This window comes from Staphylococcus sp. HGB0015 (assembly GCF_000411275.1).
Lineage (GTDB): Bacteria > Bacillota > Bacilli > Staphylococcales > Staphylococcaceae > Staphylococcus > Staphylococcus schleiferi.
Genome location: NZ_KE150418.1, coordinates 63,058 through 89,324 on the forward strand (window position 1 = coordinate 63,058; position 26,267 = coordinate 89,324).

27 protein-coding genes and 2 pseudogenes are annotated in these 26,267 nt (G+C 32.5%); 15 read left to right on the forward strand and 14 right to left on the reverse strand.

The window, feature by feature from the left end; all coding sequences use genetic code 11:
* Positions 1–17: 17 nt before the first annotated feature.
* On the reverse strand, positions 18–1,160 hold the full coding sequence (locus tag HMPREF1208_RS07005) for an MFS transporter (protein ID WP_016425646.1): 1,143 nt from the start codon (positions 1,158–1,160) through the stop codon (positions 18–20).
* A 351-nt stretch (positions 1,161–1,511) separates the two neighbouring features.
* Here HMPREF1208_RS07005 and HMPREF1208_RS07010 point away from each other — a divergent pair, with 351 nt between their 5' ends.
* Complete coding sequence (locus HMPREF1208_RS07010) at positions 1,512–2,087, forward strand: hypothetical protein (RefSeq protein WP_016425647.1); 576 nt, start codon at positions 1,512–1,514, stop codon at positions 2,085–2,087.
* 253 nt (positions 2,088–2,340) lie between these two features.
* Here HMPREF1208_RS07010 and lip read toward each other — a convergent pair whose 3' ends face one another.
* A complete protein-coding gene (lip, locus tag HMPREF1208_RS07015; protein ID WP_016425648.1) occupies positions 2,341–4,431 on the reverse strand; it encodes a YSIRK-targeted triacylglycerol lipase in 2,091 nt (696 codons plus the stop codon).
* A gap of 356 nt (positions 4,432–4,787) precedes the next feature.
* Here lip and HMPREF1208_RS07020 point away from each other — a divergent pair, with 356 nt between their 5' ends.
* Together HMPREF1208_RS07020 and HMPREF1208_RS07025 are read left to right on the forward strand one after the other, a co-directional pair.
* A complete protein-coding gene (locus HMPREF1208_RS07020; protein ID WP_016425649.1) occupies positions 4,788–4,973 on the forward strand; it encodes a hypothetical protein in 186 nt (61 codons plus the stop codon).
* A 9-nt stretch (positions 4,974–4,982) separates the two neighbouring features.
* Positions 4,983–5,435, forward strand: coding sequence for a DUF523 domain-containing protein (locus tag HMPREF1208_RS07025; RefSeq protein ID WP_016425650.1), 453 nt, complete (start codon positions 4,983–4,985; stop codon positions 5,433–5,435).
* A gap of 214 nt (positions 5,436–5,649) precedes the next feature.
* Here the strand turns inward: HMPREF1208_RS07025 and HMPREF1208_RS12215 are convergent, their stop codons facing one another.
* Positions 5,650–5,874, reverse strand: a complete 225-nt coding sequence (locus HMPREF1208_RS12215) for a hypothetical protein (RefSeq protein WP_167512896.1) — start codon at positions 5,872–5,874, stop codon at positions 5,650–5,652.
* Between the two features lie 14 nt (positions 5,875–5,888).
* On the opposite strand from HMPREF1208_RS12215, the gene HMPREF1208_RS12370 reads away from it, so the two are divergent.
* The 9 genes and pseudogenes from HMPREF1208_RS12370 (at position 5,889) to HMPREF1208_RS07060 (ending at position 10,272) form a co-directional block, all read left to right on the forward strand.
* The gene (locus tag HMPREF1208_RS12370; protein WP_228446226.1) at positions 5,889–6,050 is read left to right on the forward strand and encodes a hypothetical protein; all 162 of its coding nucleotides are present in this window, start codon (positions 5,889–5,891) and stop codon (positions 6,048–6,050) included.
* Between the two features lie 107 nt (positions 6,051–6,157).
* The gene (locus tag HMPREF1208_RS12375) at positions 6,158–6,382 is read left to right on the forward strand and encodes a hypothetical protein (protein WP_323368676.1); all 225 of its coding nucleotides are present in this window, start codon (positions 6,158–6,160) and stop codon (positions 6,380–6,382) included.
* A gap of 100 nt (positions 6,383–6,482) precedes the next feature.
* Positions 6,483–6,821 (forward strand): annotated as a pseudogene (locus tag HMPREF1208_RS12380) (Msa family membrane protein); the annotation flags it as partial.
* A gap of 48 nt (positions 6,822–6,869) precedes the next feature.
* On the forward strand, positions 6,870–7,682 hold the full coding sequence (locus HMPREF1208_RS07040) for an ABC transporter ATP-binding protein (protein ID WP_231371814.1): 813 nt from the start codon (positions 6,870–6,872) through the stop codon (positions 7,680–7,682).
* The gene (locus HMPREF1208_RS07045; RefSeq protein ID WP_016425653.1) at positions 7,675–8,430 is read left to right on the forward strand and encodes a hypothetical protein; all 756 of its coding nucleotides are present in this window, start codon (positions 7,675–7,677) and stop codon (positions 8,428–8,430) included. Before HMPREF1208_RS07040 ends, HMPREF1208_RS07045 begins: the two co-directional genes overlap by 8 nt.
* A 9-nt stretch (positions 8,431–8,439) precedes the next feature.
* Positions 8,440–8,616, forward strand: coding sequence for a VraH family peptide resistance protein (locus HMPREF1208_RS12075; RefSeq protein WP_016425654.1), 177 nt, complete (start codon positions 8,440–8,442; stop codon positions 8,614–8,616).
* A 66-nt stretch (positions 8,617–8,682) separates the two neighbouring features.
* Entirely contained in the window at positions 8,683–9,516 is an 834-nt protein-coding gene (locus HMPREF1208_RS07050; protein ID WP_016425655.1) for a CPBP family intramembrane glutamic endopeptidase, read from the forward strand.
* Between the two features lie 232 nt (positions 9,517–9,748).
* Positions 9,749–10,006, forward strand: a complete 258-nt coding sequence (locus tag HMPREF1208_RS07055; RefSeq protein WP_016425656.1) for a type II toxin-antitoxin system Phd/YefM family antitoxin — start codon at positions 9,749–9,751, stop codon at positions 10,004–10,006.
* Entirely contained in the window at positions 10,006–10,272 is a 267-nt protein-coding gene (locus HMPREF1208_RS07060; RefSeq protein WP_016425657.1) for a Txe/YoeB family addiction module toxin, read from the forward strand. The genes HMPREF1208_RS07055 and HMPREF1208_RS07060 overlap by 1 nt, the downstream gene beginning before the upstream one ends.
* A gap of 439 nt (positions 10,273–10,711) precedes the next feature.
* On the opposite strand, the pseudogene HMPREF1208_RS12650 reads toward HMPREF1208_RS07060, so the two are convergent.
* Positions 10,712–12,030 (reverse strand): annotated as a pseudogene (locus tag HMPREF1208_RS12650) (ISL3 family transposase).
* Positions 12,031–12,158: 128 nt separating this feature from the next.
* Between HMPREF1208_RS12650 and HMPREF1208_RS07070 the strand changes: the two are divergent.
* From HMPREF1208_RS07070 to HMPREF1208_RS07080, 3 genes are all read left to right on the forward strand, one after another.
* Positions 12,159–12,854, forward strand: coding sequence for a 4'-phosphopantetheinyl transferase family protein (locus tag HMPREF1208_RS07070; RefSeq protein ID WP_394802127.1), 696 nt, complete (start codon positions 12,159–12,161; stop codon positions 12,852–12,854).
* Positions 12,855–12,859: 5 nt separating this feature from the next.
* Positions 12,860–13,360: a MepB family protein gene (locus HMPREF1208_RS07075; protein ID WP_016425661.1), complete on the forward strand. Its 501-nt coding sequence runs from the start codon at positions 12,860–12,862 to the stop codon at positions 13,358–13,360.
* Between the two features lie 144 nt (positions 13,361–13,504).
* Positions 13,505–13,867 (forward strand): transposase, encoded by a 363-nt coding sequence (locus HMPREF1208_RS07080; protein ID WP_016425662.1) that lies wholly within the window; start codon positions 13,505–13,507, stop codon positions 13,865–13,867.
* 203 nt (positions 13,868–14,070) lie between these two features.
* Here HMPREF1208_RS07080 and HMPREF1208_RS07085 read toward each other — a convergent pair whose 3' ends face one another.
* The 10 genes from HMPREF1208_RS07085 to guaB all read right to left on the reverse strand — a co-directional run bounded on the left by HMPREF1208_RS07085 (position 14,071) and on the right by guaB (position 26,249).
* The gene (locus tag HMPREF1208_RS07085) at positions 14,071–14,739 is read right to left on the reverse strand and encodes a saccharopine dehydrogenase NADP-binding domain-containing protein (RefSeq protein ID WP_016425664.1); all 669 of its coding nucleotides are present in this window, start codon (positions 14,737–14,739) and stop codon (positions 14,071–14,073) included.
* Positions 14,740–14,742: 3 nt separating this feature from the next.
* Complete coding sequence (locus tag HMPREF1208_RS07090) at positions 14,743–16,476, reverse strand: ABC transporter ATP-binding protein (RefSeq protein ID WP_016425665.1); 1,734 nt, start codon at positions 16,474–16,476, stop codon at positions 14,743–14,745.
* Positions 16,477–16,510: 34 nt separating this feature from the next.
* Positions 16,511–18,265: an ABC transporter ATP-binding protein gene (locus HMPREF1208_RS07095; protein WP_016425666.1), complete on the reverse strand. Its 1,755-nt coding sequence runs from the start codon at positions 18,263–18,265 to the stop codon at positions 16,511–16,513.
* A 29-nt stretch (positions 18,266–18,294) separates the two neighbouring features.
* Positions 18,295–19,749: an ABC transporter ATP-binding protein gene (locus HMPREF1208_RS07100; RefSeq protein WP_016425667.1), complete on the reverse strand. Its 1,455-nt coding sequence runs from the start codon at positions 19,747–19,749 to the stop codon at positions 18,295–18,297.
* Positions 19,742–20,473 carry an energy-coupling factor transporter transmembrane component T gene (locus HMPREF1208_RS07105; protein ID WP_016425668.1) on the reverse strand — a complete coding sequence of 244 codons (732 nt, stop codon included), beginning with the start codon at positions 20,471–20,473 and terminating at the stop codon, positions 19,742–19,744. The genes HMPREF1208_RS07100 and HMPREF1208_RS07105 overlap by 8 nt, the downstream gene beginning before the upstream one ends.
* Complete coding sequence (locus tag HMPREF1208_RS07110) at positions 20,470–21,048, reverse strand: MptD family putative ECF transporter S component (RefSeq protein WP_016425669.1); 579 nt, start codon at positions 21,046–21,048, stop codon at positions 20,470–20,472. Before HMPREF1208_RS07110 ends, HMPREF1208_RS07105 begins: the two co-directional genes overlap by 4 nt.
* Positions 21,049–21,074: 26 nt before the next feature.
* Positions 21,075–21,482, reverse strand: a complete 408-nt coding sequence (locus HMPREF1208_RS12395) for a hypothetical protein (protein ID WP_228480286.1) — start codon at positions 21,480–21,482, stop codon at positions 21,075–21,077.
* Positions 21,483–21,548: 66 nt separating this feature from the next.
* Positions 21,549–21,908: a thioesterase domain-containing protein gene (locus tag HMPREF1208_RS12400; protein ID WP_016425671.1), complete on the reverse strand. Its 360-nt coding sequence runs from the start codon at positions 21,906–21,908 to the stop codon at positions 21,549–21,551.
* A gap of 1,310 nt (positions 21,909–23,218) precedes the next feature.
* Entirely contained in the window at positions 23,219–24,760 is a 1,542-nt protein-coding gene (guaA, locus tag HMPREF1208_RS07125; RefSeq protein ID WP_016425672.1) for a glutamine-hydrolyzing GMP synthase, read from the reverse strand.
* A 22-nt stretch (positions 24,761–24,782) separates the two neighbouring features.
* The gene (gene guaB, locus HMPREF1208_RS07130; protein ID WP_016425673.1) at positions 24,783–26,249 is read right to left on the reverse strand and encodes an IMP dehydrogenase; all 1,467 of its coding nucleotides are present in this window, start codon (positions 26,247–26,249) and stop codon (positions 24,783–24,785) included.
* Positions 26,250–26,267 lie beyond the last annotated feature (18 nt).

Consider the following 26,267-nt stretch of genomic DNA (forward strand, 5'->3'; position numbering starts at 1 on the left):
AAGATTGGTTTTTGTATTTATGACACAACTTTGAAGCGATACCATATTAATCCGATTAAAGCAGAAGTTGCACATGAGACAAACAATAAGAGAATAAGATGATGGGCTATTAATCCTCCACCAATCCATGCCCCTAAAGTAATTCCTACATACATCGCAGTCTGATTCCACGCCATAATACTTCCCGAAAAAGTAGCATTCCGTTTCGAGATAAACGATTGATACGCTGAGAAAAACAAGTAACCACTGAAAGCCCATAACGTGAGAGACGGAAATAATATTAAGGGATGTGTAACGGTCAATCCTACAACAACAAGTAGTATAGCTAAACCGGTCATGCCTATCTTGATAACGCGATTATTACCCAGACGATCTGAAAACCATCCCCCAGAAACACTTCCGATTAAGGCGCCTATTCCGTAAAATGTAAAGGCAACACTCGTCATGAGGCTAGACAAACCTGTCTCGCTTTTAAAAATTTCACCGAGAAATGTATAGACACCATAGACAGCTAAAGCCCAAAACGTAGTAACAAGTACATCACGAATCATACCTTTAAATTGCTCGAAATGCAGTGACCGATGTGATTGCGCACGCATATGCCCTGGTAAAGCAAAGCCATTTAGAGCACTTAATGCCAATGTCCCTATTGCTAAAATAATAAATACGGTTCGCCAGTTCGTAATGTTGCCAATTAAATTCCCTATAGGTGCACCCACCCATATCTCTGTTAGAAAACCAGAAGTCGCTATAGAAAGATATAAGCCGTTTTTATTTTTAGGCGCTAAATCACCTGTAAGTGCAAAAACAGAAGAAGTAATCATAGCTGCAGCCCCACCTGCCCAGACACGACTTAAAACGAGCACAAAATACGAACTTGCGATAAAAGTAAGCCCATTCGCAAAAGAGAATAAAATAAGCCCGATAACGATATTTTTCTTTTTGCCCCATCGATCGGCTAAAACACCAAATAGCGGTGCCATAACCGCATACATAACGGCGAACGAGGTAACAATCCAACTGGCTTGTTGTGCAGATATATTAAATTCACGAAGCATATTCGGGAGTAACGGTGATACCACGAATAAATCGGTACCCACTAAAAAGAGCGTCAACCATGCGAGACTTAAGCGTAATTGACTACGAACTTCATTGTACATATTCATACCTTCTTCAATTGTTTTTCATTCATTACTTTAAGTCTATGGCTAAAACCACACACCTTCAATATGAAAGCCGCTTTACACACCCTATAAACACGTATGAATCACCCTATTTTTTAATTGTATTCTTAAAATGTCACTCCGTTATTCTATGTACATCCTTACTTTTACACCCCCTACATGTTTCTTATCACTTTATTGGACAATCCTATCGAGGGCATGTATCTTTAAAATAAAATATGATCAATTTATAAGCCACTTTTATGTAAAAAATTCCTTTGAAATAAGACAAATCGCACGCACTCATTTCTTTCCTATATGACAATAACGGATAAAGGAGACATGTTTATGTATTTATTAGAATTACATCAATTTAATACTAAGCAAGTAGTCGGATTGTTTGAAACTGAAGCGGATGTTAAATCGTGGCTTCATTCAGTAGAGGGCATCAAAGTGGATAAAGAAGTTTTAGATGACGTCACTTTTGAAAATTACTATTTAGACTACAATGACCTTCCTAAATATCAAGAAGTGTATTGGCAGGAAAGTCAATATATTCTCAGTCGATATACTTTCACATCCGATGGGGGTGACATTATAGCCGTGTGGAACCCAATAGAAGTCATATCAGATGTCCACGGTCGTGTATCAGGTCAAACGAGAGTGGGGGCATATGTTATCGATAATGATGAGGTAGAGTCTTATATTAACGCATTTGAAGAAATGAAAGCTTATCTTATTGATTATTTTAAACAAGCCCATCATGATGTAGGTGTATATGGTCAAGAATCTGAAGATGGCGCATATTTAGAAGTGGACGGCCGATTTTACGGTCATTTAGAAGGTTATTTAGTCGATGAATGGCAAAACAAAACATCAAAAGCCGCCTTCATCGAGACCCACTTTGAAGAACAACAGGACTAAGTTTTTAAAAATAGCCGTCAAAAAAGAAAGTGGAGGCACCTTCTATTTCATATAGAAAGTCGCCTCCAAATCTTTAGCTAAATGCTTTGTAAAAAAAGCTTCGCGCCTCGTTGCTTTTTAAACACCAAATTGGATTAACATACTTTTTCATTGAGAAGTGAGACATCCTTCCCTCTTACAAGGGCCCTCCGTTTCACTTTACACCTAGTGCTTAAGAAAACAATTGATGCGCATCATCTAAATAAAATTTTCTTTATGATGATTTACCGTCTAATGCTTCGACACCTAACAGGTTATTTACGATTCCCATATAGAAGTTCGCTAACTCTGCACCTGTGCGTTTGAAGTCAAATACATCATTACCAATAAAGTCTGTATGATCCCAGCCTTGCATAACAGGTCTCACTTGCCAAATCCCTTTTCTTGTACCCGGATCGTCTGTTGAAATATCTACATACGCTTGGTTTGTTGGATGAAGTGAAGAAATAACTGGCACAACACCATCATTTTTACGCCATTCTACATTTGCATCATGACCTACAATTGTGCTTGTAATGTCCATCAACGGAAATACGCTTGTATTTGGATTTTCATTACCAAGAGGTCCCGGATGAGAAGCCACACCTGTATATGTAGTATAAGTGATATTTGGATTCAAATCTGTCATCGCATTAAGTTTAGCAGCCCCTTCAAGAGTTAAATCATACGCTGCATTGTCTGTTGTTGTCCAAATGCGACTGTTGCTCACACGTTTAATATAATCAATACGGCTTTCCCCTGGTTTTTGTTTAAGACCCCATTGTGTCAAACCTAAATCCAATGTTGAGTTTTTATTTCCTGTAAAACGGTTCAACGCAAACATGATATTTCTTACAATATCCGTATTAGCTATTTTATCTGCAGCTTGTGAACCATTATGTGGTGTGGCAAGCGTTGTAATTGATGCAATCATATTATCTTGTCCACCTAAGAACAATGGAGAAATTTCGCCGCCATGTTTTTTATAGTAATCAATCTCTTCTTGGTTACCATTTCTTAAAAATTGTTCCATTAAACGGATTGTTTGACCACCCATACTATGACCAATTAAATGAATTTTTTTACCGGGTGCCCAGTCAGGCATAATGCCTTTGTATGTTTTACCATAACGTTCATGTCCATATTTTGCTGCATGCGCTGCACCGTAGTCCACGCGTCCACCTTTAATATAGTAGTACAATTCTACTGCGCGATCATAGTTACTACCAAAAGCCCCAACGCTTGCTTGATAAATATCGTAGCCTTTATTTTTCAAATCACTGACCACATTATATTTATTGCCGCCCCAATAATTTGGAATTAAAAATGGAATCGTATTATCGCCGACTAGTCCTAAAAATCCATGAACTAAAACAATAGGATACTTATTCACATGTTGGGCTTGACCCACTTGAGGTGCATGCGGTTTTTGCGCATCAGCTACTGGCACCGGTGTTGAAGTGCGTGCTACTGGCCGACTTTGAGGAACAGCTTTAGCTTTATTTTCATTTTTATCAACTGGGGACGCCTGAGTCACATCTTTAAAGTCTGATTTTGCTTTTTTATTATCAACCTGTGTCGCTGGTTGTTTGTCTTTTCCATTATTATGAGCATCAACATCTGTTTTAGGTAGAACGTTTTGTGCAGTTTGCTGATCTTGATTTTGCGTTGTTATATCTGAATTAGATTTATCTTGATCTTGCACAAGTGCGCGTGGTGCTTGATTAGAGGCTGTTGCATGTTGGGTGTCGTTGTTCTTATTAGTGACCACATTTGTTGCGTTGTCATCATTTCCCGGGTGATTGTCATTAACTTCTGTATTTTTGTCTGTCGCTGTTGCATCTGGTTTAGTATTATGTGCTGGTTCAATTGGTGTCAGAGGGATTTCTTTGTTAGATTGTCGATCTGTTAAAGATGCTGCATGTGACGCGTCGGCAACCTTGTCGATATGACCTTGATGAGTGTTTGTATGATCTTGTTGTTCAGCCGGAGTTAGCTCAGGTGCCGGTTGAACTGTTGGCTTAGCTGCATTTGATTGCGTTAATTCTGCTGGTTTAACATTTGGCTGTTGATCTGGCTGTTGATTTGTTGCTGGTTGTAATTTTTCTGCAGGAATTTCTTTTTTTGTTACGCCGTTAACATCATTAGGGGTTGATTGCTCACCTTTTTGAACCACTGCCGCAGGTACATGATTTCCATTTGTGACTTGTTCAGCTGCTTGTGCATCATGCGTACTCACAAAAAACGTTGTAGCCGCTAAAACAGAGACAACACCAATAGAATACTTTCTAATAGAATAGCGTTTATTACCTTGATTATTTTCCACTTTACCACCTCAAATGTTTTTCATCCCACATTTAAGATTGAATAACTGATATTCATAATATAACATCATTTATCGCAACTTTTGTTTCATTATGATAAAATTGTTGTAAAGTTTGTTTGTTTATATTTTTGATAAAAATTTTCTAAAACACTCTCGTTAATGTTATTTTTTTGTGTTACTGTTTATTTGTTTATACAAAATATTTGTAATATGGTTCATGTTATAATGACAACAAACGGCTACCTTATTAATTGTGATCAAGCGTAACAAACAACCTAAAAATAAACTTTTAAATGCCTTAATATTCACGACTTATTTAAACCGTCATTCAATTTTTCGAGGAAGGAGAAAAACATATGCATCAAACATTATCCATTCACCACATCATCAATATAGTACTGATGATTGCCCTCATTGTTATAAATATCTCAAACATGCATATGTTACCACTTACTGTCGTCATCGCTGTTATATTTATCGTAAATACAATTTTATTGATTAGAAAAAGCAACAAAAACACAAAGAAAAAAGATCGAAAATGAGGTGCTGCCATGATTTTAATAAGCGCCTGTTTAGCTGGTGAAAACGTGCGATACGATGGAGGAAACAGAGGAAACACAACGCTTAAAAACTTAGTAGATAAAGGGATCGCACGAACGATTTGCCCCGAAATTTTAGCAGGACTATCTATACCAAGAGCAGCTGCGGAAATTGTCGGTGGAGATGGGCATGATGTATTGCATCAAAAAGCCAAAATTATTGATTTACATGGAAATGACGTCACTGAAGATTATGTAAGAGGTGCAAAAATAGCATTAAATATATGTAAAGCATTAAATTGTCGCACTTTAATTTTAAAGTCTGACAGTCCCACTTGTGGCTTAAACACCATTTATTCTGGCGCTTTTGATGGAACTAAAAAAAGCGGTGACGGTGTGTTTACAGCGCTTTTAAAAGTCAATGGAATAGAAGTTTATGACGAAACGTATTACGAACTCACTTAATTTGAAAGCAACTTTAAAACGCTGCGTTTCAAGATTTTGCCCTTTAAAATAGACCTAAAAATAAAAAATGACAAGAGATAACTGAATGATGCTTATCCTATAATAAGCTGTTTGTAATCCAAGTTATTCTTGCCAAATTGAGACTATGATATTAAACCGATTTCTATCCTACAACGCATGATTATTTTAATCATTAAAGCACTATTGGGATACTCTAAGAGATAGAGCAACTGCCGTCTGAACAGTGACCAGAATTGTCATCAGTAGACAAATCTTCAAATTTCTTTTGTGTATTGATTTCGCTCCACGCTGTATTAATTGCACCTTCAAATGTTTCTAATGGTTGCGCACCTTTTACGACATATTTATCGTTAATTACGAAATAAGGGACCGCTTGTATACCATACAGTGGTTTTAACTGTTTTAGCTGGTATATCAATAAATTTTGGAGGATTGTTAGTATTATTTTTGCCAATCCAAAATTTAGGAAACTGGCAACTCATTATTCCAGCTGTTTTTATGATTATTGGATTTATAATACTACCTAAAATTATTATTGGTAAAATCATTGGTTTCAAATCTTATATTTATCAATCAATTTTTATCGTTTCATAATATACATAGTTATTGTATTTACCGTCTTTCTGTTTTGGTCGATTAAGTTAGAAAATATTATACAACCTTTTATAGTAGCAACTTGTGAAGAGTATCTTTTTAGGGGTATATTTTTTGCTATTCTTATAAGTAAATTTAGTAAATTAAAATCTTTTATAATAGGTTCTTTGATATTTGGTGTATTATTACATCTTAACGGTAATTTTATAGAAAATATTATACTTAAATTTCCTTCTGGAATTTTATTGTATATTATAGCCGATAAATTAGGGTTACAAGAGTCCATATTATTCCACTGGTTACATAATATAATTGTGTCAGAATTCATATAAGGGATGTTTAAAATGACAAAAAACAATGTTTATACTCTTAGGTAATATTATTATTTTTTCTTTTGGAATGATTTACAATTTATAATTAGGATTATTAGGCTTTATCATTTTAGCTTATATTTCTCCACTTTTACTTAACGGTATTGTTAATATCTTGGGAAAAGAGAGAAACCGTTTGAAATATAATTTAATATATTCTGGTATAACAACGATTTGCTATTTTATTTTTAGTGTATATTTTATATCTAGACCAGAGTTTCCTGAATTTGTTTCAGAAAATAGTAGAGAAACCGGAAGTGTTTCTATACAAATAAATACTGAGTTAGCAAATATAGATCAATTAATATTTGTGTTTTTATTGAATTTTGTAATTCTATTCTTAATTGATTTATCAAAAAGAAAGAAGGGCGAAAATGATACAAGTAAAGAATGTAAGTAAAAAATTCAAAAAAATGAAATATACTCACTGAAAGATATAAATTTCTCCGTGGATGTTGGAGAAATAGTAGGCTTGATAGGGAAAAACGGAGCAGGAAAAACAACTTTGATGAAATTAATAGCTAAAGCTATAAAACCTACTGATGGGGATATTTTTATAAATGATAAAAGTATTTTAAAAAAGAATAATTCTCTAAAAGAAGTAGGTTTTATGATAGAGGGTTCAATTTTTAATCATTTATCAGCTATAGAGCATTTAAAATTTTTTATAAAGTTAAATGGAAAAAAGGAAGATTATAATAATATTGAAGAAGTACTAAAATTAGTAGATCTTTGGGAAAAAAAAGATAGGAATCCTAATAGTTTCTCTTTTGGAATGAAACAAAGATTATCTCTAGCTATTTGCTTAGTTACTCAACCTAAACTGCTAATATTAGATGAACCTTTTGTTGGTTTGGATCCTAATGGTGTTGATAAATTAATTCAAACATTAAAAAAATGGGTTGAAAAAAAAGATACAGCAATTATAATTTCTAGTCATCAATTAAGTGAGTTAGAAGAAATTTGTACGAGATACCTTTTTATAGACAATGGGTTATTAAAAGAAGATTTTGATAGCCAAAAGGAAAATACAACTTTAATAGAATTAGATGCTGAGTTCAATCATAAAGAAATATTTCGTGAAAAATATGGAAATGATATCGCTAGTACTAATAATAAACGAATTATCGAAGTTAATAACAAAAATGGAATATTATCCGACTTACTGGTTGATCTAACAAAAGAATATAAGATATTGAGCATTAAAGAAAAGAAAGATTTAATCCAACAAAAATTCAAAGGAGACAATAATTATGAATAAATTTCAGCCTATACTACAAAATTTATTAAAAATGAAAGTATCATGGTTATATTTATTTTTTGGTTTGTTCCCTTTGATATTATTCATAGTGGCTTTTTTTAATACTAATTTCATGCAAATAAGTGGTGAAAAAAATTCGCTGAGTTTTATAGAGTTTTTCTCATCAGTTTTTGTAATACAAAATAATGCAGTCATACCGTTAATTATATTGACCTATATCATTGGATTGAAGTTCTACTCAGAAAAAGAAAAAGGGCAACTATATTTTTATAAAGACTTGTCCAGAAGTGGTATTTTTAACAGTAAATTGCTTTCAATAATTACGTTGTATATTATATTTGTGATTGTATTATTCTTAAGTTCTCTATTTTTGTATTATTTTCATATTACTTCAATGGACTTAGCGTCAAATGAATTTTGGCCTAAAACTACAGAAGATTTACAATATGTGATAATAGAATTTTTTGGTGTATTATTTTTACAAATAATATGTATATTTTTGGCAGTTCTATTATCTATAAATCTTCCCAATGGATATACTATATTAGGCGTATTAGCTTTCTTTATTGTTAGCTCAATAGCCCCTTTTTTAAAGTCACTAAAGTATATCTTCCCTAATGGATATCAAGAAAATCTAACATCTCAAAATTTCAACAGTATTTTCCTTATTATTACAATTATTTTCGCGATATATATATGCGTATTTTATATAATTGGTATCTATCAATATAAAAAAATGGAATTTTAGGAGAGTCAAATGAAAGTCAAAGAATTTTTGGAAAGTTTTAAGAATAATTTATTAAATATGAAAATCAAATCGAAGTCATTTTTCTTAATGATTATAGCAATGATAATATTAAGTATGATTTTTACTCCTTTTATAGGTATTCCAGCTGGTTTAGTTATAGGTGTATATACATTTGAAAATGATTAATAATAAAAATGGCGGTCTATTAGTATTTACTTATAGATTCGTTTTTTAATTGTAGGAGGAAAAAACTTGAAGCAAGCTTTAAAAGTAATTATTAATTGTTTAAGTGCATTATTTATAATGACTTTAATAAATGGATTCGCCCCTTTAATTGGTATAATTCCATTTATCGGTATGGAAGATTTAGGATATACACTTTCTCATTTATTAATATTAATATTAACATTTTTGTTTGTTTATTGTTGTATAACAAAAGGAATTAGAACAAATTTATCAGATTATCGTATTACAAAACCTTATTTGAAAAGAGAATGGTTTTTTTTAGGGATTATAGCCTTAATTATTATGTATTCAGGCTTTTTTATTATAACTAATGGTGTGTGGAGAAGTTGTAATATCAGTAATATTCCTATTTTTATCACTGTCATTATAATTACTTCCCTGAGTACATCTATAGCTGAAGAGCTATTTTTTAGAGGACTTTTATTAGGTTATATCGAAAGACGTATTAATATTTATTGGGGTTTAATAATAAGTTCTGCTTTATTTAGTGTGGTTCATATTATGAATGGCAATTTTGATTTGCAAAATATAATACAAATTAGCATTGGTATTTTTATTGCTGGCTTATGTTATGGATTATTAACAATTTATTATAAAACGATATGGTCTTCTATTGTAATTCATTTTTTGTTTGATATCACACAATTGTTTGATATAACTACAAAGCAAAGTAATCAAAGTGTAATGGAGTATGTGTATAGTAATTCTAATCAATTAATAACAGGTGGGCAATATGGATCAACTGTATCTATAATCACTATATCATCATTTATAGTTATAGCACTTTATATAATTTATAAAATGAATAAACTATACAAAACAACTACCCATAATCGTTAATTATGTAAACCACTTTTTCGGGCAAAATGTTGTTATATCAACGTTTTAATGACTTAACGAAAAGGTGGTTTTATTCATGAAATATACATCGTTGATTTGACGGGCTTTTGACCCATAACCATAGGTTAGCACTTTGTATTTTTATTCAAATTTTAAAGAGAAACACTATATCATTTGACGTACGTAAAAGCGTACGTTATAATATAAGTATACTAATCAAGGAAGTGATTTTATGAATATCAAAACACCTACAAATGCCAGAAAAGAATTTTATGAATTATTAAAACATGTAAATGTTAATCATGAGCCAGTTATTATAAGTGGTTCTAAAAGTGAAAATAACGCAGTTATTGTAAGTCAAAAAGATTGGAATAGTATTCAAGAAACGTTGTTTCTTGAATCAACTGGCACTATGGATAAAGTGAGAAAACGTGAAAAGGATGATAGTGGTTATACAAATATTGAAGATTTAGATTGGGGTAACTTGTAATGAGTTATTACAGCGTCTTGATTAAAAATTCAGCTAAAAGTGATTTGAAAAAAATCAACAAATCGCACCTCAAAGAACAATTTTTAAATGTTGTTGAAACTTTAAAAATTGATCCTTATGAACCTAGTCAATCTTTTGAAAAGTTACAACCAAAGCATTTAGGACGTTATTCAAGACGTATTAATCATCAGCATAGAGTTGTTTATACGGTTGATGATGAAAAGAGAGAGGTTTATATATTTTCTACTTGGTCGCATTATGAGTAAAAAATATGCGACCAAAAACTATGAATTAGCTTTTTTTTGTGACCTTTATATTACTTGCAAATATATCGGCAGAAGAATATAATATAAATTGTTAAATTAAAAAAATAGAGACTTGATAAGCACAGCAAATATAAATGTTGGTAGCATTTATATTGCTTACGTATCAACGTTACCGAACCTAACGCTAAAACGATTACTTACTAAGCCTCATTAATAACTATAATTGTATAGGTATTAATAGGATATATCAAGTAATTAAATCGGTTTAGTAAACCGATTTTTATATAATTTGAGTTAAGGACTGGTAACGATTACGTTATCAGTCCTTTTTTGTCCGACAATTAAATAGATACCATAGGTGTTACGCGGGAGTCACCACCTAAGCATATGCTTAATTTATAGGTTCTTTGTCAACGTCGGTTGGCGAGACGATAACGCATCAAGCAACGTTATTTTGTTGTTTAATGCGTTTTTTATATTCACTTACAAATACCTTGGAAATGATTAAGATTCGATTCCTAAAATTCCAGATATTTCTATAACCATAAGAAACCCGTTTAATCAGTTTTATTTTATTATTAATGCCCTCAATTGGCCCATTCGTTAAATGTGGATAACGCATCGTATTTGAGATATAGGGCAAGTATTTGATGAATGTTTGAATGACACGCTTGAGTCCTTGTGAAATATCTTTTGTCTTTGAATCCTGTAAGATGAACCGTAATTGCTGGATATCGTTTGATTTCAGAGCACTTAAAAGACGATGCCCCGTTTCATATGTCTCTTTGAGCCTCTCATCAAGCCCCAATAAATACTGAACTAAACTGTATTGACTCTGCCAAGACTTAAAAAGTCTGTATGACTGATATATCATTCGATCTAAATCTAAGGGCGCTTTTAATAGTAACTTCCAATAACGCTTTAATTTATTATATTTAGGTCTATCTTTTGTCCTAAAACCATTCATAACTTGAACTCGGCATCGATTGATTTCACGATTGATAGCCTGCACGATATGAAAGCGATCCATAATTATCTCCGCATGAGGAAATAAGTCTTGAATGAGTGCGATATAAGGTGGAAACATATCTATAGAGATGGTTTTAACTTTTTCACGTTGCTTTCTAGAGAACTTTAAAGATAGGCTTCTCATTTATGTTTGCGACGATCAGGTAAAATATCGATGATATCATGGGTTACACTATCACAGTAAATAAAGCTCATCGCACCTTTGACATCTTCCGTTTATTTGAATTCGTCAAAAGCTAAGTGCTCAGCTAAAACATGATGTGCCTGCGTCTTCACCGAATCACTTACCTCTTTTAAATGGCGATGGACAGTTGAAGGTGATACACATAGACTTTCAGCGACATCCTTTTCAGAGATGACTTTAGATAGTTTCCGGATCATCATGCATTTGACCTCATTTGAGATGGTACATCGGGGTTGAATATAGGGTGTTTGAGCTGTAAAGGTTTGTTGACAAGCTTTACAGTAAAAGCGCTGTTTCTTCAATTTTAAATAGGCAGGTCTTTCAAAAATTAATCCCATATAAACTTTCGTTTTACGAAAGCCATGTTTAATAATTAAATGTGCATCATTTTTAATTCCACAACACGCACAAGCACTGGGATGATATGTCAATTGGCCTTCGTATAATAATGCCTTTACGTTTTTATGTACATGTAATCCTAAATTTTGAGTGATTTTTAAATTTTTGACTTTAATTCCAAGCATTTCTGATATATCATTATACATAGGCACAATATCTCCTTAATGGTTTGTTTAGTCACTTACAATTATAGAGATATTTGTGCTTTTTTAATATCAAAAATTAAAATAACGGTCAGTGAATATTTCGCCAACCGTTAAAAATATACAACCAAATATTTTCTTTAAAACTACCTAACAAATTCAGTTCCGAAAATTTCAAATTTGCTATAAATAACATCTCTGATTCTAAAAGAAAAACTATAGAAAGATATATCTATAAAAATGATCGATTAAGATCTTTACTTTCTGATTTACTAATTAGATATATAGTTATGAATAAATTTAATCTTAAAAATGATGACTTAGTATTTTGTAGTAACAAATATGGAAAACCGTTTTTAAAAAATAGTTCTGATTTTCACTATAATATATTTCATTCAGGTAAATGGATAATTTGTACTATTCACTCCCAGAAAATTGGTGTAGATATAGAAAAAGTCAGATATTTAGACTTTAATATTCTAATTCAATCATTTTCTAAATATGAAAAATCTTACTTTACTAATGCCGGAGAAGATGACATTAGTAAAACATTTTTCTATATATGGACATTAAAAGAGAGCTATGTAAAAGCTTTAGGTAAAGGCCTTTACATTCCATTAAACTCTTTTACAATAAAAAATCGCTTTTTAGAGAATGACATATCAGTTTACACTAATTATTATGATAACAATTTTTATTTTAAAAAGTATCATTATGATAATTACATATTTTCTGTGTGTTCAAAAGTAAATGAATTCCCTACTTCTATTAATGAAATTGAAATAGAAGATATTTTAAGACATAAGAATTTCAATAGAAAGGAATAAGTATTATGAATGACACTTATATCTCAAAGGAATTAGTAATCTCTGTTATAAATGTAATAAGTAACTTGTCTTTAACGAATATTAAAATTGATAACTTGAACTCTGATTACGAAGCGTTTACTTTTGAGTCAGATAAATTAACTTTTAAAAGTAGATTAGCCAAAAAAACACCAAAAAAAAAAGGATATTTTGTTGCTTTTTGGCGAAAAAATGAATGTAATGTGAATATCCCTTTTGATTATGATACAACAGAAGATATATTAATCATAAATATTATAGACAATGAAAAAATAGGTCAGTTCATATTTCCTAAAAATATTTTGAAAGAAAAAGGAGTTATAAAATCAAATAAAGCTAAAGGTAAAATGGCAATGCGTGTTTATCCGAGCTGGGTTTCAAATTTAAATCCTACTGCTAAAAGCACACAAAAATGGCAAACGAAATACTTTGTAGATCTCTCAAATGACTTTAACGAAGAAAAACTATACTCTTTGTATTTTAGATGATAAACAACAAAACATTATGTTTTTATTAAGAGAGTAACTATTGTAAATGGCGGTATAAAATATATAATCATGTCTTAACTCAATCTTTGAATGGAGGTTATTTGACTGAGACATGATATATACGAAGGAGTGTTATTTTACATTATGAAAGGCATAAAACCAAATTACGCTGAGCTGGCTAGACAATATCATTGCTATCCAAGGACAGTTAAAAAATATTATGAAGCTGGGAAAGGCAATGAGTTGAAAAAATTAAAAACAAGGAAAACGACAAAGAGAGTATCAAAATTAGAACCCTATAAAACGCTCATAGACGAAAAATTAGAGTTAGGTTGTACGGCTATGGCGATTTATAAATATATTTCTAAAAAAGGATATGAAGGCAAGTATACGATTCTAAGAGAATATTGTAAGAAAAAGAAAGAAAAGGAAATTAAAAAAGCAACTATACGGGTAGAAAAACGCCCTGGTATAGCTGCTCAAGTAGACTGGAAAGAAAGATATTGAATTGATAAATTTGGGAAACGTTATCAATTCAATATCTTTCTTTCATTTCTTTCAGCTTTGGTAAGTCTGAAAGGCTTTTAATTTTAATGTCTGTATCTATTTTGACTGTATAATTCATAATTTCACCTCAATCAAATTATGATAAAAACAGTCATTTTTGTACATACTTATTCAAGCGAGAGTGTACATTTTTAAATTAGCATTTATACGGTATTTTGCTTTATGCAATTGATAAAATGATGATTGATAATGGGCACACAATTAAATGGTCGTTCATTATCCATTAAGTTAGCTTCTTTCATCATATAATCTAAACGTTCAAGATTACCGTTTTTAATGTACATTTGACTATACGAATATGGCGGTTCCGATGTTTCAATCATTTCAAGGACCGCTGATTTTGATAATTTGCCAACACCTGAAAAGTATAATTCTAATTCATCAACATTCGAACACGCTTTACAATATGCAATCAGCACTTCTGTTAATCCTGGATTTACACCAACAAATTGTACTGCACTTAACCGTTTTGCCTTCAATTGTTCATCCAATTCCACTTCACTTTGAGCTAAATTTAACTCACCAGAAGTATCAACATAGTGCGCATGATATTCTGAACAACACTCTATAATATTTTTATTGTAATAACCTGTACAATTCACAACAATATCGCATCCGTTAATAAATTGTTTTAAATCGTCTGCACTATATAAACTTACTGTTACATATTCAATTTGATGATGTTCTAATTTGGTAAAGTTCTCAGTTCTTGTACTGACTTTAATTTGCATATTTTTATGTTCAGATAATAACTTCGTTAACCTAATACCTAGTGCACCATTTCCACCTAAAATGCCAATTTGTTTACTCATACTCTACAATCTCCAACCTTCTGATTGTGTCTTGATTTCGATGAAGTTCTGATAAGTTCCTGCTTGATTCACAAGTGTTTCGTGATCACCTTTTTGAATGATTTTTCCTTCGTTTAATACGATGATTTCATTGGCATTTTTAATTGTTCCAATTTTATGTGCGATTGTGATAACTGTTTTGCCTTTGCTTAATTCATCAATGGCACTTTGTATGAGATGTTCATTTTCTGGATCAATACTCGCAGTTGCTTCATCTAGAATGATGATAGGTGCATCTTTTAATATTGCCCTTGCGATAGAGATACGTTGTTTTTCTCCACCAGATAAATTATTCCCTTTCTCATTGACCATTGTTTGATAGCAATCCGGTAGTGACATGATAAAGTCATGACAGCATGCTTGTTTCGCAGCTGCGATAACTTCTTCTTTAGTTGCATCTGGCTTACAGTATAAAATGTTATTTTCGATTGTATCATTAAATAAGTAGACCTTTTGAAAAACCGCACTAATATGCGACATCAGCGTACTAAGTGTCATATCTCGGATATCGACGCCACCTAATCTAATCGTACCTTCGTCTACATCATAAAATCTTAACAATAAATGACATAGCGTAGACTTACCGCTTCCTGATGGTCCAATGATCGCTGTAGATGTTTGCGTTCCTACTTTAAAGTTCACATCATTAATCACGCGATGCTCACCATAAGAGAAGCTGACATGATCAAATTCAATATCAAAGTTATCGATTTCAATATCTCTTCCTGTTTCATCTAATATAGGTGCTTTCTTAATTTCTTCAATATCATTTAATGTCATATCAATCATCTCTAATACGTGTGCTGCACTGTTTACATTCTCCACACTTTCAAATATCACAAATGAAAATATTGAAATCATAATGAGCGTTGGTAAATCCATGCTTTGATTGATATATAATAAGCATGCCATTAAGACAATAACGATAGAGACTATCTTTAAGCTCAATAAATGTAATAAATTAAAAGGTATATATTGTAATTCAATTTTTGTATTCACGCGTTGACTTTCATCTACTGCTTTGTTAAAACTTTGAAGACTTGTATTTTCTTTTGAGAATGATTTAATTACTTGAATACCTCGAACAACTTCTAGCACTTTCTCAACAAGTTGATTTTGAACATGATGATAATGAGGCGCGTTTTGATGACTTTTCTTTTCTAATAAATGAATGCAAAGTAGAGATAGAACTACACCCACGAGTGCTAATAGTGACACTTCCCAAGACACAACTAAAAGCGACAAAATTAATACAATAATTAATATATAGCCGTTTACGACAATATCGATCATCTTCATTGCATAATTTTCTAAGAATGTTAAATCTGTTGTAACAACTGTTGCAAGTTCATTTGTTTGATGGTCTTCAAAATACCCTAGTCTTACGTTCTTAAGTTTATCACCAATATTTAAACGTTCTTTAGCACTCATTTCATAGGCAATACTTTCTTGAAGTCTATTCTTTAAATAAGCTGTCACAAATCTTGCTAATACTAATAAAATCATGATGCCTAACACACTCATAATTTCATACATTTCAATTTGTTTATGAGATAGCACACGGTTAAACACTTGGGCAGCTAAGAAGATTGGTAAGGCGATAAAAATAGAATTAATAAATGACATTACAAATCCTAAAATCATTCTTGATCTATAAGGTGTCGCCCACTTTAAAATCTTAAATGTAATCTGAAACATGTTAATCCTCCTTTATATTTGAATGTATTACAAATTAAGAAGAGACCCCCCAATCTTTCGCACCGATGTGCATATCCCACATGCATTTATAGTGACCATTCATATTCAATAATCTTGCATGGTCACCTTTTTCAAGAATTTGTTGATGACCTAACACAATAATTTGATCTGCTTGTTTAATGGTAGATAATCGATGGGCAATAACAATGAGCGTCTTATTTTGAGTTAAAGCATTTAATGCAGCTTGAATTTTTTGTTCATTATCTGGGTCGACATAAGCTGTCGCTTCATCTAATACAATAATCGGTGCATCTTTCAAGATCATTCTCGCTATTGTGACACGTTGTTTTTCACCGCCCGATAATTTATCACCAACTGAACCTACATTCGTATCATAGCCCTCTGGCATTTTCGTAATAAATTCATGACATTGCGCTAATTTAGCCGCTTCTTCAACCGCTTCATCTGATGCTTCCGGATTACCTAATTTAATATTTTCTTTAAACGTAAGATTTAATAAGAAGTTATCTTGCCCGACAAAACCAACTAATTCGTTCAGTTTCTTAGGTTCAATATCTTTAATATTTACGCCACCGATATCAATTTCACCGGACGTTACATCCCAGAATCTTGATAGTAATTTCGCAATCGTAGACTTACCACTACCAGATGCACCAACAATTGCTGTAAAAGTCTTCTCTGGAATAACAAACGACAAATGATTAAATACTAAGTTATCTTTGTCATTTGAATAAGAGAACCCAACATCATTAAATGTGATTTGATGATTTTTAGGGTCTTTAAATGATTTCGAGACTTCAAGTTCTTCTAAATTCAATACTTGGCGTACTTCTGTAATCGCATATTGGATTGATTTTAATTGATTAACATAATTCGTAAAGTTCTTGATTGGTGCGACAACACCTAAAGACAGTACTAAGCAAATAAAAAATTCTGCATAGTTCAACTGGTCAATTGAAATCAAATACATACCTAGTGGTAGCACACCTAGAAAAGTCGAAGGAAGAATACTTGCACCTAAGTTCATATAGCCCCATGTACTTTTAAACCAATTTAAAGTATGTATCTTATACGCACTAACAGCATCTTTATATTTTTTATAAGAATTTTGAGATTGATTAAATGTTTTAATAACTTCTATACCTTCAATGTATTCAACAATTGAGCTATTCATGTAATTATTCGATGCCATTTGTTCTTCGTATGTCTCATTAAATCCAGACATTAATTTTTTAAAAGCAAAAAATGCAATCGGCACCGTAATCAACATGGCACAAGCCATACGCCAATCGATAATAACGATATAAACAAATATAGAAATAGACAGTAATAAATTACCTACTACTTCTGGAATAATATGCGCTAACGGTAATTCAATCGTTTCTACTTTATCGACAAATATACTTTTAAGTTCACCAATTTTTTTAGATTCTACAACACCTAAAGGTAAACGCATTAATTTATGTGCCAATTGCTTTCTAATATTAGATAAAATATCATAAGCCGTCACATGCGATAACATCGTCGAACTTCCGAAACAAATAACCTGTATCACATAAGCACCAACTGCGATACTTATATAATAAATAACTTGATTCATCTCTGTATTTCCATCAATCATTAATAGTATGATTTTATATACCGTCCAATAAGGCACTAATCCTGAAAACACACTAATAATAGACAATACAATAGATAAAACAATCTTCCATTTAGCATCTTGTCCAAATACGAGTAATGATTTTATCCAATGTTCATCGGTGTTCATACTTTACTGACTCCTCTCATTGATGCGAATTATACATCGAAATAATGATTCAATTGATCGATGCCTTGATGATTCAATGCGAACTGATTAATAAGACGACCATCTCCAAAATGTAAGACATATGTACAAATCTCTAATATCAATGATTTATCATGTGTAATGATAAAGATTTGCTTTCCTTTGTCATGGATGTCGTTAATTATTTTCGCGACTTTTTTCATATTATATAAATCCAGCCCTGAAGTAGGTTCATCAAATATAATGATTTCCTTAGCACTCAATATTGCCGTAGCAATGGCCATTCTTTGTTTTTCTCCACCAGAAAGTGACAATGGATGTTCATGCTTTTTATCTAACAAATTCATACTTGCTAACATGTCATCAACTTGTGTATCTGTTACTTGCACATTTAAAAGCTGTAATTCTTGTTCTAAGCTTTCCGTAAATAATTGTGTGTTTACATCTTGGAAAACCATATAGCTCTGCTTTAATAATTGTTTCTGTTTGAGTCGCTTCTCGTCATATGTCACATGTCCTTGAAAATCCTTCAGCAAACCACATAAACATTTAGCAAAGGTCGATTTACCACTTCCGTTATCGCCGATAATCGCGACTACTTCACCTTTTGGTATGGCTATTTCATTCACATCTAATTGTTTCTCTTTATTAAATTTGTCATAAGTATAAGTAAAATTATGCATTTCCATGACACGATCACCAAACTGTGGCTCATGTTGTAATCGTTCCTCTTGCCCGTATCGAATACCCATGTTTTCAAGTTCATCACAATCTAGTGATTTAAATGAATCTATAGAAAAATGGGCATGTAACGAGCCATGTTCCATATAATAGACGCTATCTGTCTCATCCATAATATAATCCAAACGATGTTCTATCAGCACGACCGTTTTACCGCGTTCTTTTAAATAAGAAATCATTTCTTTTAATTTCTTAATGCTATACATATCTAAATTTGAAGATGGCTCATCTAATACGACAACATCTGGATTAGTAATAAGCACTGTCGCACATGCAATGATTTGTTTTTCGCCACCTGATAACTCAAATATGTTACGATCTAATAAATGCTCAATTTTGAACTGGTTCATAATTGTTTTTATCTTTTCAATGATGACCGTTTTATCAATACCTTGATTTTCTAAATTAAACGCAAGCTCACTTGTCGTATCAACGTTATAAAATTGCGTCTTCGGATTTTGAAATACACTACCAACCATTTGTGATAATTGATACATCTCAATTTCCGATATATTGCATCCATCCAAGTATACATGCCCACTCATATAACCAGGTTGAACTTTAGGAATTAAGCCGTTTATCAATTTAGCAACGGTAGACTTCCCGCTACCTGATTTACCACAGAACACGACTAATTCACCTTGTTTAATTTGAAGCGAGACATTTTGAATAGCTGGTTCTTCTGAAGAAGCATAGTTGAAAGTTACATTATCAAATTTAATCATTAAACAACTTCTCCTTAAAATAAATAATCCATAATATCACCATGATAATGATTAACAATATATCAAGTAGTTTAAACTTCACGACGAATACATTCGTCCGTTTAAATGGAGAATCAATTCCTCTTGTCATCGCTGTAAAAGAAAGATCATTTCCTATTTGAACAACGGATATAATAAGCGGAATCATTCTATACTCGATTATTTTAAAAAAATGATTCGAAAAGTTAATACCTCTCATTTTCATGGCATAATTAATATTCCGATATTCCTCAGCAATCGTCGGGAAAAATCTAAAAATCACGGATATTGGAATGATAATATTTCTAGGTAATTTCATTTTTTCCATAGTTGCTATAAATTCACTTACTTTTGTAGAGAATAAAGTGTAGTAACCAACGATAAAACCAGGAAACATATTCATAAATATTCCAACAAATGCAAGAAGAATAAATTTAATCATGCCTTCTGTATGAGGAATAACCCAATATTGAATGCCTATCAACACCAAAAAAGTAACCGCACATTTAATAAATAAACTGATCTTATGAATAGATAATAATAATGCGAGTGAAAACAACGTTAAACATACTCTTAAAATACTTTGCGAACTACCACTTGATATTAAAATCGTACTTATCGTGATCGTTAAAGCGATCTTAGTTCTAGGGTCTAATTTTGCGACAATGTTCCTATGATCTTTCAATGAACCAACAACCGTCTTCAAACAAGTCCCGCCTTTTTAAAATGTTTACTAAACATTTTCTTACCTAACCATGCACCAACAAGACCACCAAGCATTGTCAAAATAAACATCACAGGTAATGTCCATAAAGGTGTAATAGATTCCAAAACATTTACGTAATCTTGACCATAAGACTTCCCGACCTCTTTAAAGTATTGATCTCTTGCAATAAACATTCTTACGACAAATCCCATCATCCAAAACGAGAAAATAGCATAGCCCCACGCAATTGATTTCCACTCTTTATATCCACCAGATTTCATAATGAAGTCACCAATCAAACCGAAGATAATGCCAAACGGAATCATAATTAAGCCACTGCCCATCACTGTAAAAGCAACACCTAAAATCGTTCCAGTCAATGTCACCATACCAAATTTATCTATCTTCATAACATATAAAATAAACGGAATACCGCATACAATCGGACAAATGAACCCTAGAAACGGTATTAAAAATGGTATGTAACCAATCATAAAAGTAACAAAGGACACTACTAAATAAATCGCTGTAAAAATACCTACTGTAATTAAGTCTTTAACTGATAATTTATTCATAATCTAACTCCCCGTCTGTTAAAATTTTATATTAATAATTTTGCAACATATGACGCATACTCTTTATCGTCAACACAATTATAATGATTACCAGGTATAGGTATTTCAGTGAAATCACCTATACAACAATTTTGCCAAAATTCATTACTATCTTGTGCTGGTAACAAATCAGAACCATCTTCTTGTGCTTTCAAATAAGTTACATCACCTATATATGTAGTAGGTGTCATATGTGCCCCTTCCCAACTTGCCATTTGTGTTTTATATGAAGAAATTAAGAAATCTGTGTTGACTGTATTATCACCATCCTTTTTAGAATCAATAACTTCAGTATATTTTTCAAATCGTTCATTAAAAGATTTGTATTTAAAAAATTGTTCTAACTCTATTTTTAATTCATCTTCTTCACCGTACTGTTTGATAATGAAATTCAATAAATCGTATTCTGCATCAGTTTCAATATTAGAATACATGGCTCTAATACTATCGTTTAGTTTGTTTTAATCAATGGTTGGTAATACATCTTTAATCGTAATAAAGTGAGTTTGGATAAATGCCATTTCTGAAACCATATAATCGATTTCTGATAGCGGTGATGGTGAAGTATCAATTAAAGTAACATTGTCAACATCGACATCACTAAGCATGAGCATACTTGCTACTTCCATAGCGATTAAACCTCCCGAACAGTAACCCACTAAGTGAACAGATTTATATCCTGATTCTTCGATAAGATCTGCATACTCTTCACTAATTTTCTTAACGAGTTGATGTTTCTCTATATGACAATATTTTTCTTGGTCTTGAATTGTAATACCTGCAATAGCATCTCGATCGTTAGTTTTTAATTCATCAAGCATTTCTTCATAAATTTCACTAACTAATCTATATTAGTTATAGGTCGTTCTCCAAATCGACTTTATCTTCCTGGATAAAGAATACGCAACACATTAAAACCCTTAAAAGAAAGGGTCCAATTCTTATAAATATTGGACCCACCGCCTGCAAATGGAAATAAAATAATAGATTTATCAAATTCATTATGGTTGTCGATCAAATATTTATTCAATAAAACATCCACTCCTCATGTCATTTGTTATTATTTTTAGAATCTTACATGATTATGATACATTAACTGATAATCATTATCAATGGACATCTATGTAAAAAAATTCCAAACTATCAGAAATTAATAATTAAATATTTAATTATCATATAATATAAATATACTAATAGATTATATAGATATATCGTTAACCATTATATATATATATCATCTAAAATTACATTGGTCACCAGAACAAATCGTTGAACGTTTATTTCAAAATTAAATTTGTTTTAAAACTATTTATAGATTTCCACTTTATTTGATATATGTGAATGATTTCACCTAATAAATAGAAAAACATACTAAGATTAGCTATGTTGCTATGTCAAAGGGAATAGCTGGTGATAAAGAATTACTTTGGAGGACAAAAAGAGGAATTAATGTTTTAAAAGAGAAGTTTGGCTTAAATGTGAAAATAATGCCAAACGCTTTATTAGGAAGTGAATTTATGTATCATCATCCAGAAAAGTGAGCGACTGATCTGCATGAAGCTTTACTTGATGAAGAAATAAAAGGGATTATGAATTGGTAAATGACATACCAGCATATAGAAATTTACCAAAATAATAAATGGGAAGATTACATTGAATATCGGCAAAGATATGGATTTATGTCAAGAATATTAAATTGTATTAATTGAATAAATTTCATAAAGGCTAAATATAATTTATAAGCCTCAGCATAGTGTATTAAATTTATATAATTATGAATAAAACAATATATAGACTCATTAATAAGCTAAGTTGTTAAACATCTATACCAAAAATGTATAATAAAAACTAAAAAAGAAGGAAGCTTAATTTTAGAAGAGATAAAATTCTTATATTCATTCCGCTAAACACATTGGAGAAGAATATTAATTCATTAGTCTATATATTGGGTCACGGGTACATTAAACCACTATGGTTATTTATGCTCATATTACTGAAAAACAACGCGACCAAGTAGCTGTAAAGTTCCCAAATTATACCAATTTTCAAGCCTAACACATTAAAAGTACAAACAAAAAGGCTAGAAACCGTGTAACAACGGTGATTCTAGCCTTTCATTCACACTATTTAATTATTCCCACTCAATCGTACTTGGTGGTTTTGATGTGATGTCGTAAACAACGCGGTTAACGTGATCGACTTCATTTACGATACGTGTTGAGATTTTTTGTAAGACTTCCCAATCGATGCGTGCAAAGTCACTTGTCATCCCATCAATAGATGTGACTGCGCGGATACCGACTGTATAATCATACGTGCGGTAGTCTCCCATGACACCGACCGAGCGAATATCTGGTAATACTGTAAAGTATTGCCAGATTTCACGTTCTAGACCTTCTTGGCGAATCACTTCACGTAAAATCGCGTCTGATTCACGCACGATTTCTAATTTGTCTTCAGTAATTTCACCAAGTACACGGATACCTAATCCTGGGCCTGGGAATGGTTGTCTCCATACTAAATGTTCTGGAATACCTAACTCAATTCCTAGAGCACGCACTTCATCTTTAAATAATGTATTAATCGGTTCAATTAATTCGAATTCCATGTCTTCTGGTAAACCACCTACATTGTGGTGAGATTTAATTGTTTGTGCTGTTTTTGTACCAGACTCAATAACATCCGTATAAAGTGTCCCTTGTGCTAAGAAATCGACACCTTCTAATTTTGACGCCTCATCATCAAAAACATAAACAAATTCATTACCAATGATTTTACGTTTTTTCTCTGGATCAGAAACACCCGCGAGTTTCGACATGAATCGGTCTTTAGCATTCACACGAATGATGTTCATGTTAAAGCCTTCACCGAATTGTTCCATTACCATGTCTCCTTCACCTTTACGTAAAAGTCCATGGTCAACAAAGATACATGTTAGTTGATCACCAATCGCTTTGTGTAATAATACCGCAACAACAGATGAATCAACACCGCCACTCATCGCACATAAAACTTTGCGATCTCCTACTTTGTCACGGATTTTTTGGACTTCAATATCAATGAAGTTTTCCATTGTCCACTCACCTGTACATCCACATACACGGCGAATAAAGTTGCGTAGTAAGTCATTACCAAATTCTGTATGACGTACTTCTGGATGGAATTGTACACCATAAATACGACGTTTTTTATCTTCAATCGCTGCATATTGTGTACTTGGACTGTCCGCAATCACTTCAAAACCTTCTGGGATTTCAATCACTTTATCAGAGTGACTCATCCAAACAGTTTGCTCCTCAGGTAAGCCAAAGAACAACTCGTCAGATTTTGCATTGATAATTGCTTTACCATATTCACGTTCATTGGCACGTTCAACTTTACCACCGAGTAATTTCGTTGTCAGTTGCATTCCATAACAAATACCTAAAACAGGTACACCTAAGTTATAGATTTCAGGATCAATCGTAAAAGCATCTTCAGCATAAACTGAGTTAGGACCCCCTGATAAAATAATACCTTTAGGGTTCATTTTTTTGATTTCTTCAATTGGCATTTCGTGATCATGTAATTCACTATAAACGCCCATTTCACGAATACGACGTGTGATTAATTGGTTGTATTGACTTCCAAAATCGAGGACAAGAATGAGCTCTTGTTCTTTTGCCATTTCCATACTATTTGTACTCCTTTACCAATTAGAATGAGTAGTTTGGTGATTCTTTTGTAATTTGAACATCGTGTGGATGACTTTCTGCTAAGCCTGCCGCACTCATTTTCGTAAATTGTGCTTCTTCACGTAATGCTTTGAGGTCACGTGAACCTGTGTAACCCATACCGCTCTTAACACCACCAATTAATTGGTAGATTGTATCTTGTAATGGCCCTTTGTAGTCAATACGTCCTTCAACACCTTCTGGTACGTATTTTTTAGGTGTTTTGTCTTCTTGGAAGTAGCGATCGTTAGAACCACTTTCCATAGCGCCTAATGAACCCATACCGCGGTAAACTTTGTATTGACGACCTTGGAAGACTTCCACCATACCTGGACTTTCTTCTGTACCTGCAAGCAAGCTACCTAACATAACAGCATGGCCACCTGCAGCTAACGCTTTAACGATATCGCCAGAGAATTTAATACCACCGTCAGCGATAATCGTTTTACCGTGCTTACGTGCTTCTGTTGCACAGTCATAAACAGCTGTAATTTGAGGAACGCCGACACCCGCTACGACACGTGTCGTACAAATTGAACCTGGTCCGATACCCACTTTCACAACATCTGCACCCGCTTCAAACAATGCTTTTGTTGCTGCAGCAGTCGCAACGTTACCCGCAATCACTGTAATTTCTGGGTATTTTTCTTTAATCTCTTTAACTTGATTAATAACACCACGTGAATGACCGTGTGCTGTATCAATAACTAATGCATCTACACCGGCTTCAACTAATTTTTCAGCACGAATGCTTGTATCTTTTGCGATACCGATAGCAGCGGCAACAAGGAGGCGACCGTGACTATCTTTTGCTGAATAAGGATATTCATGTACTTTTTCAATATCTTTAATTGTAATTAAACCTTGTAAAACACCATCTTCAACAAGAGGAAGCTTTTCAATTTTATGGTTTTGAAGAATTTCTTCTGCTTCTTCAAGTGTTGTACCAACTGGAGCTGTAATTAAATTTTCTTGCGTCATGACATCAGAGATTTTAATTGAAAAATCTTCTATAAATCTTAAGTCACGGTTTGTTAGGATACCAACAAGTTGACGTGATTCTTTATTATCTACAATAGGAACACCAGAAATACGATATTTGCCCATTAATGCTTCCGCTTCATAGACGCTTTCTTCAGGCGTTAAGAAAAATGGATCTGTAATGACACCATTTTCTGAGCGTTTCACTTTTTGTACTTCATCTGCTTGATGCTCAATGCTCATATTTTTATGAATAACACCTAAGCCACCTTGTCTTGCCATAGCAATCGCCATTTTAGACTCTGTTACCGTATCCATACCGGCTGATACAATCGGAATATTTAACTTAATTTTTTCTGATAATTCTATACTTAAGTCTACTTCTTTTGGCAACACATTTGATTCTGCCGGAATTAAAAGTACATCATCAAAAGTGAGTGCTTCTTTTACGAACTTGTTTTCCCACATACTATTTACAGCCTCCAT

Coding starts and splice junctions, on each gene's coding strand:
- HMPREF1208_RS07005 (WP_016425646.1), bottom strand. CDS start 1,160: ATGTACAATGAAGTTCGTAGTCAATTACGCTTAAGTCTCGCATGGTTG.
- HMPREF1208_RS07010 (WP_016425647.1), top strand. CDS start 1,512: ATGTATTTATTAGAATTACATCAATTTAATACTAAGCAAGTAGTCGGA.
- HMPREF1208_RS07020 (WP_016425649.1), top strand. CDS start 4,788: ATGCATCAAACATTATCCATTCACCACATCATCAATATAGTACTGATG.
- HMPREF1208_RS07025 (WP_016425650.1), top strand. CDS start 4,983: ATGATTTTAATAAGCGCCTGTTTAGCTGGTGAAAACGTGCGATACGAT.
- HMPREF1208_RS07045 (WP_016425653.1), top strand. CDS start 7,675: ATGAATAAATTTCAGCCTATACTACAAAATTTATTAAAAATGAAAGTA.
- HMPREF1208_RS12075 (WP_016425654.1), top strand. CDS start 8,440: ATGAAAGTCAAAGAATTTTTGGAAAGTTTTAAGAATAATTTATTAAAT.
- HMPREF1208_RS07055 (WP_016425656.1), top strand. CDS start 9,749: ATGAATATCAAAACACCTACAAATGCCAGAAAAGAATTTTATGAATTA.
- HMPREF1208_RS07060 (WP_016425657.1), top strand. CDS start 10,006: ATGAGTTATTACAGCGTCTTGATTAAAAATTCAGCTAAAAGTGATTTG.
- HMPREF1208_RS07075 (WP_016425661.1), top strand. CDS start 12,860: ATGAATGACACTTATATCTCAAAGGAATTAGTAATCTCTGTTATAAAT.
- HMPREF1208_RS07080 (WP_016425662.1), top strand. CDS start 13,505: ATGAAAGGCATAAAACCAAATTACGCTGAGCTGGCTAGACAATATCAT.
- HMPREF1208_RS07085 (WP_016425664.1), bottom strand. CDS start 14,739: ATGAGTAAACAAATTGGCATTTTAGGTGGAAATGGTGCACTAGGTATT.
- HMPREF1208_RS07090 (WP_016425665.1), bottom strand. CDS start 16,476: ATGTTTCAGATTACATTTAAGATTTTAAAGTGGGCGACACCTTATAGA.
- HMPREF1208_RS07095 (WP_016425666.1), bottom strand. CDS start 18,265: ATGAACACCGATGAACATTGGATAAAATCATTACTCGTATTTGGACAA.
- HMPREF1208_RS07100 (WP_016425667.1), bottom strand. CDS start 19,749: ATGATTAAATTTGATAATGTAACTTTCAACTATGCTTCTTCAGAAGAA.
- HMPREF1208_RS07110 (WP_016425669.1), bottom strand. CDS start 21,048: ATGAATAAATTATCAGTTAAAGACTTAATTACAGTAGGTATTTTTACA.
- HMPREF1208_RS12400 (WP_016425671.1), bottom strand. CDS start 21,908: ATGCTTGATGAATTAAAAACTAACGATCGAGATGCTATTGCAGGTATT.
- guaA (WP_016425672.1), bottom strand. CDS start 24,760: ATGGAAATGGCAAAAGAACAAGAGCTCATTCTTGTCCTCGATTTTGGA.
- guaB (WP_016425673.1), bottom strand. CDS start 26,249: ATGTGGGAAAACAAGTTCGTAAAAGAAGCACTCACTTTTGATGATGTA.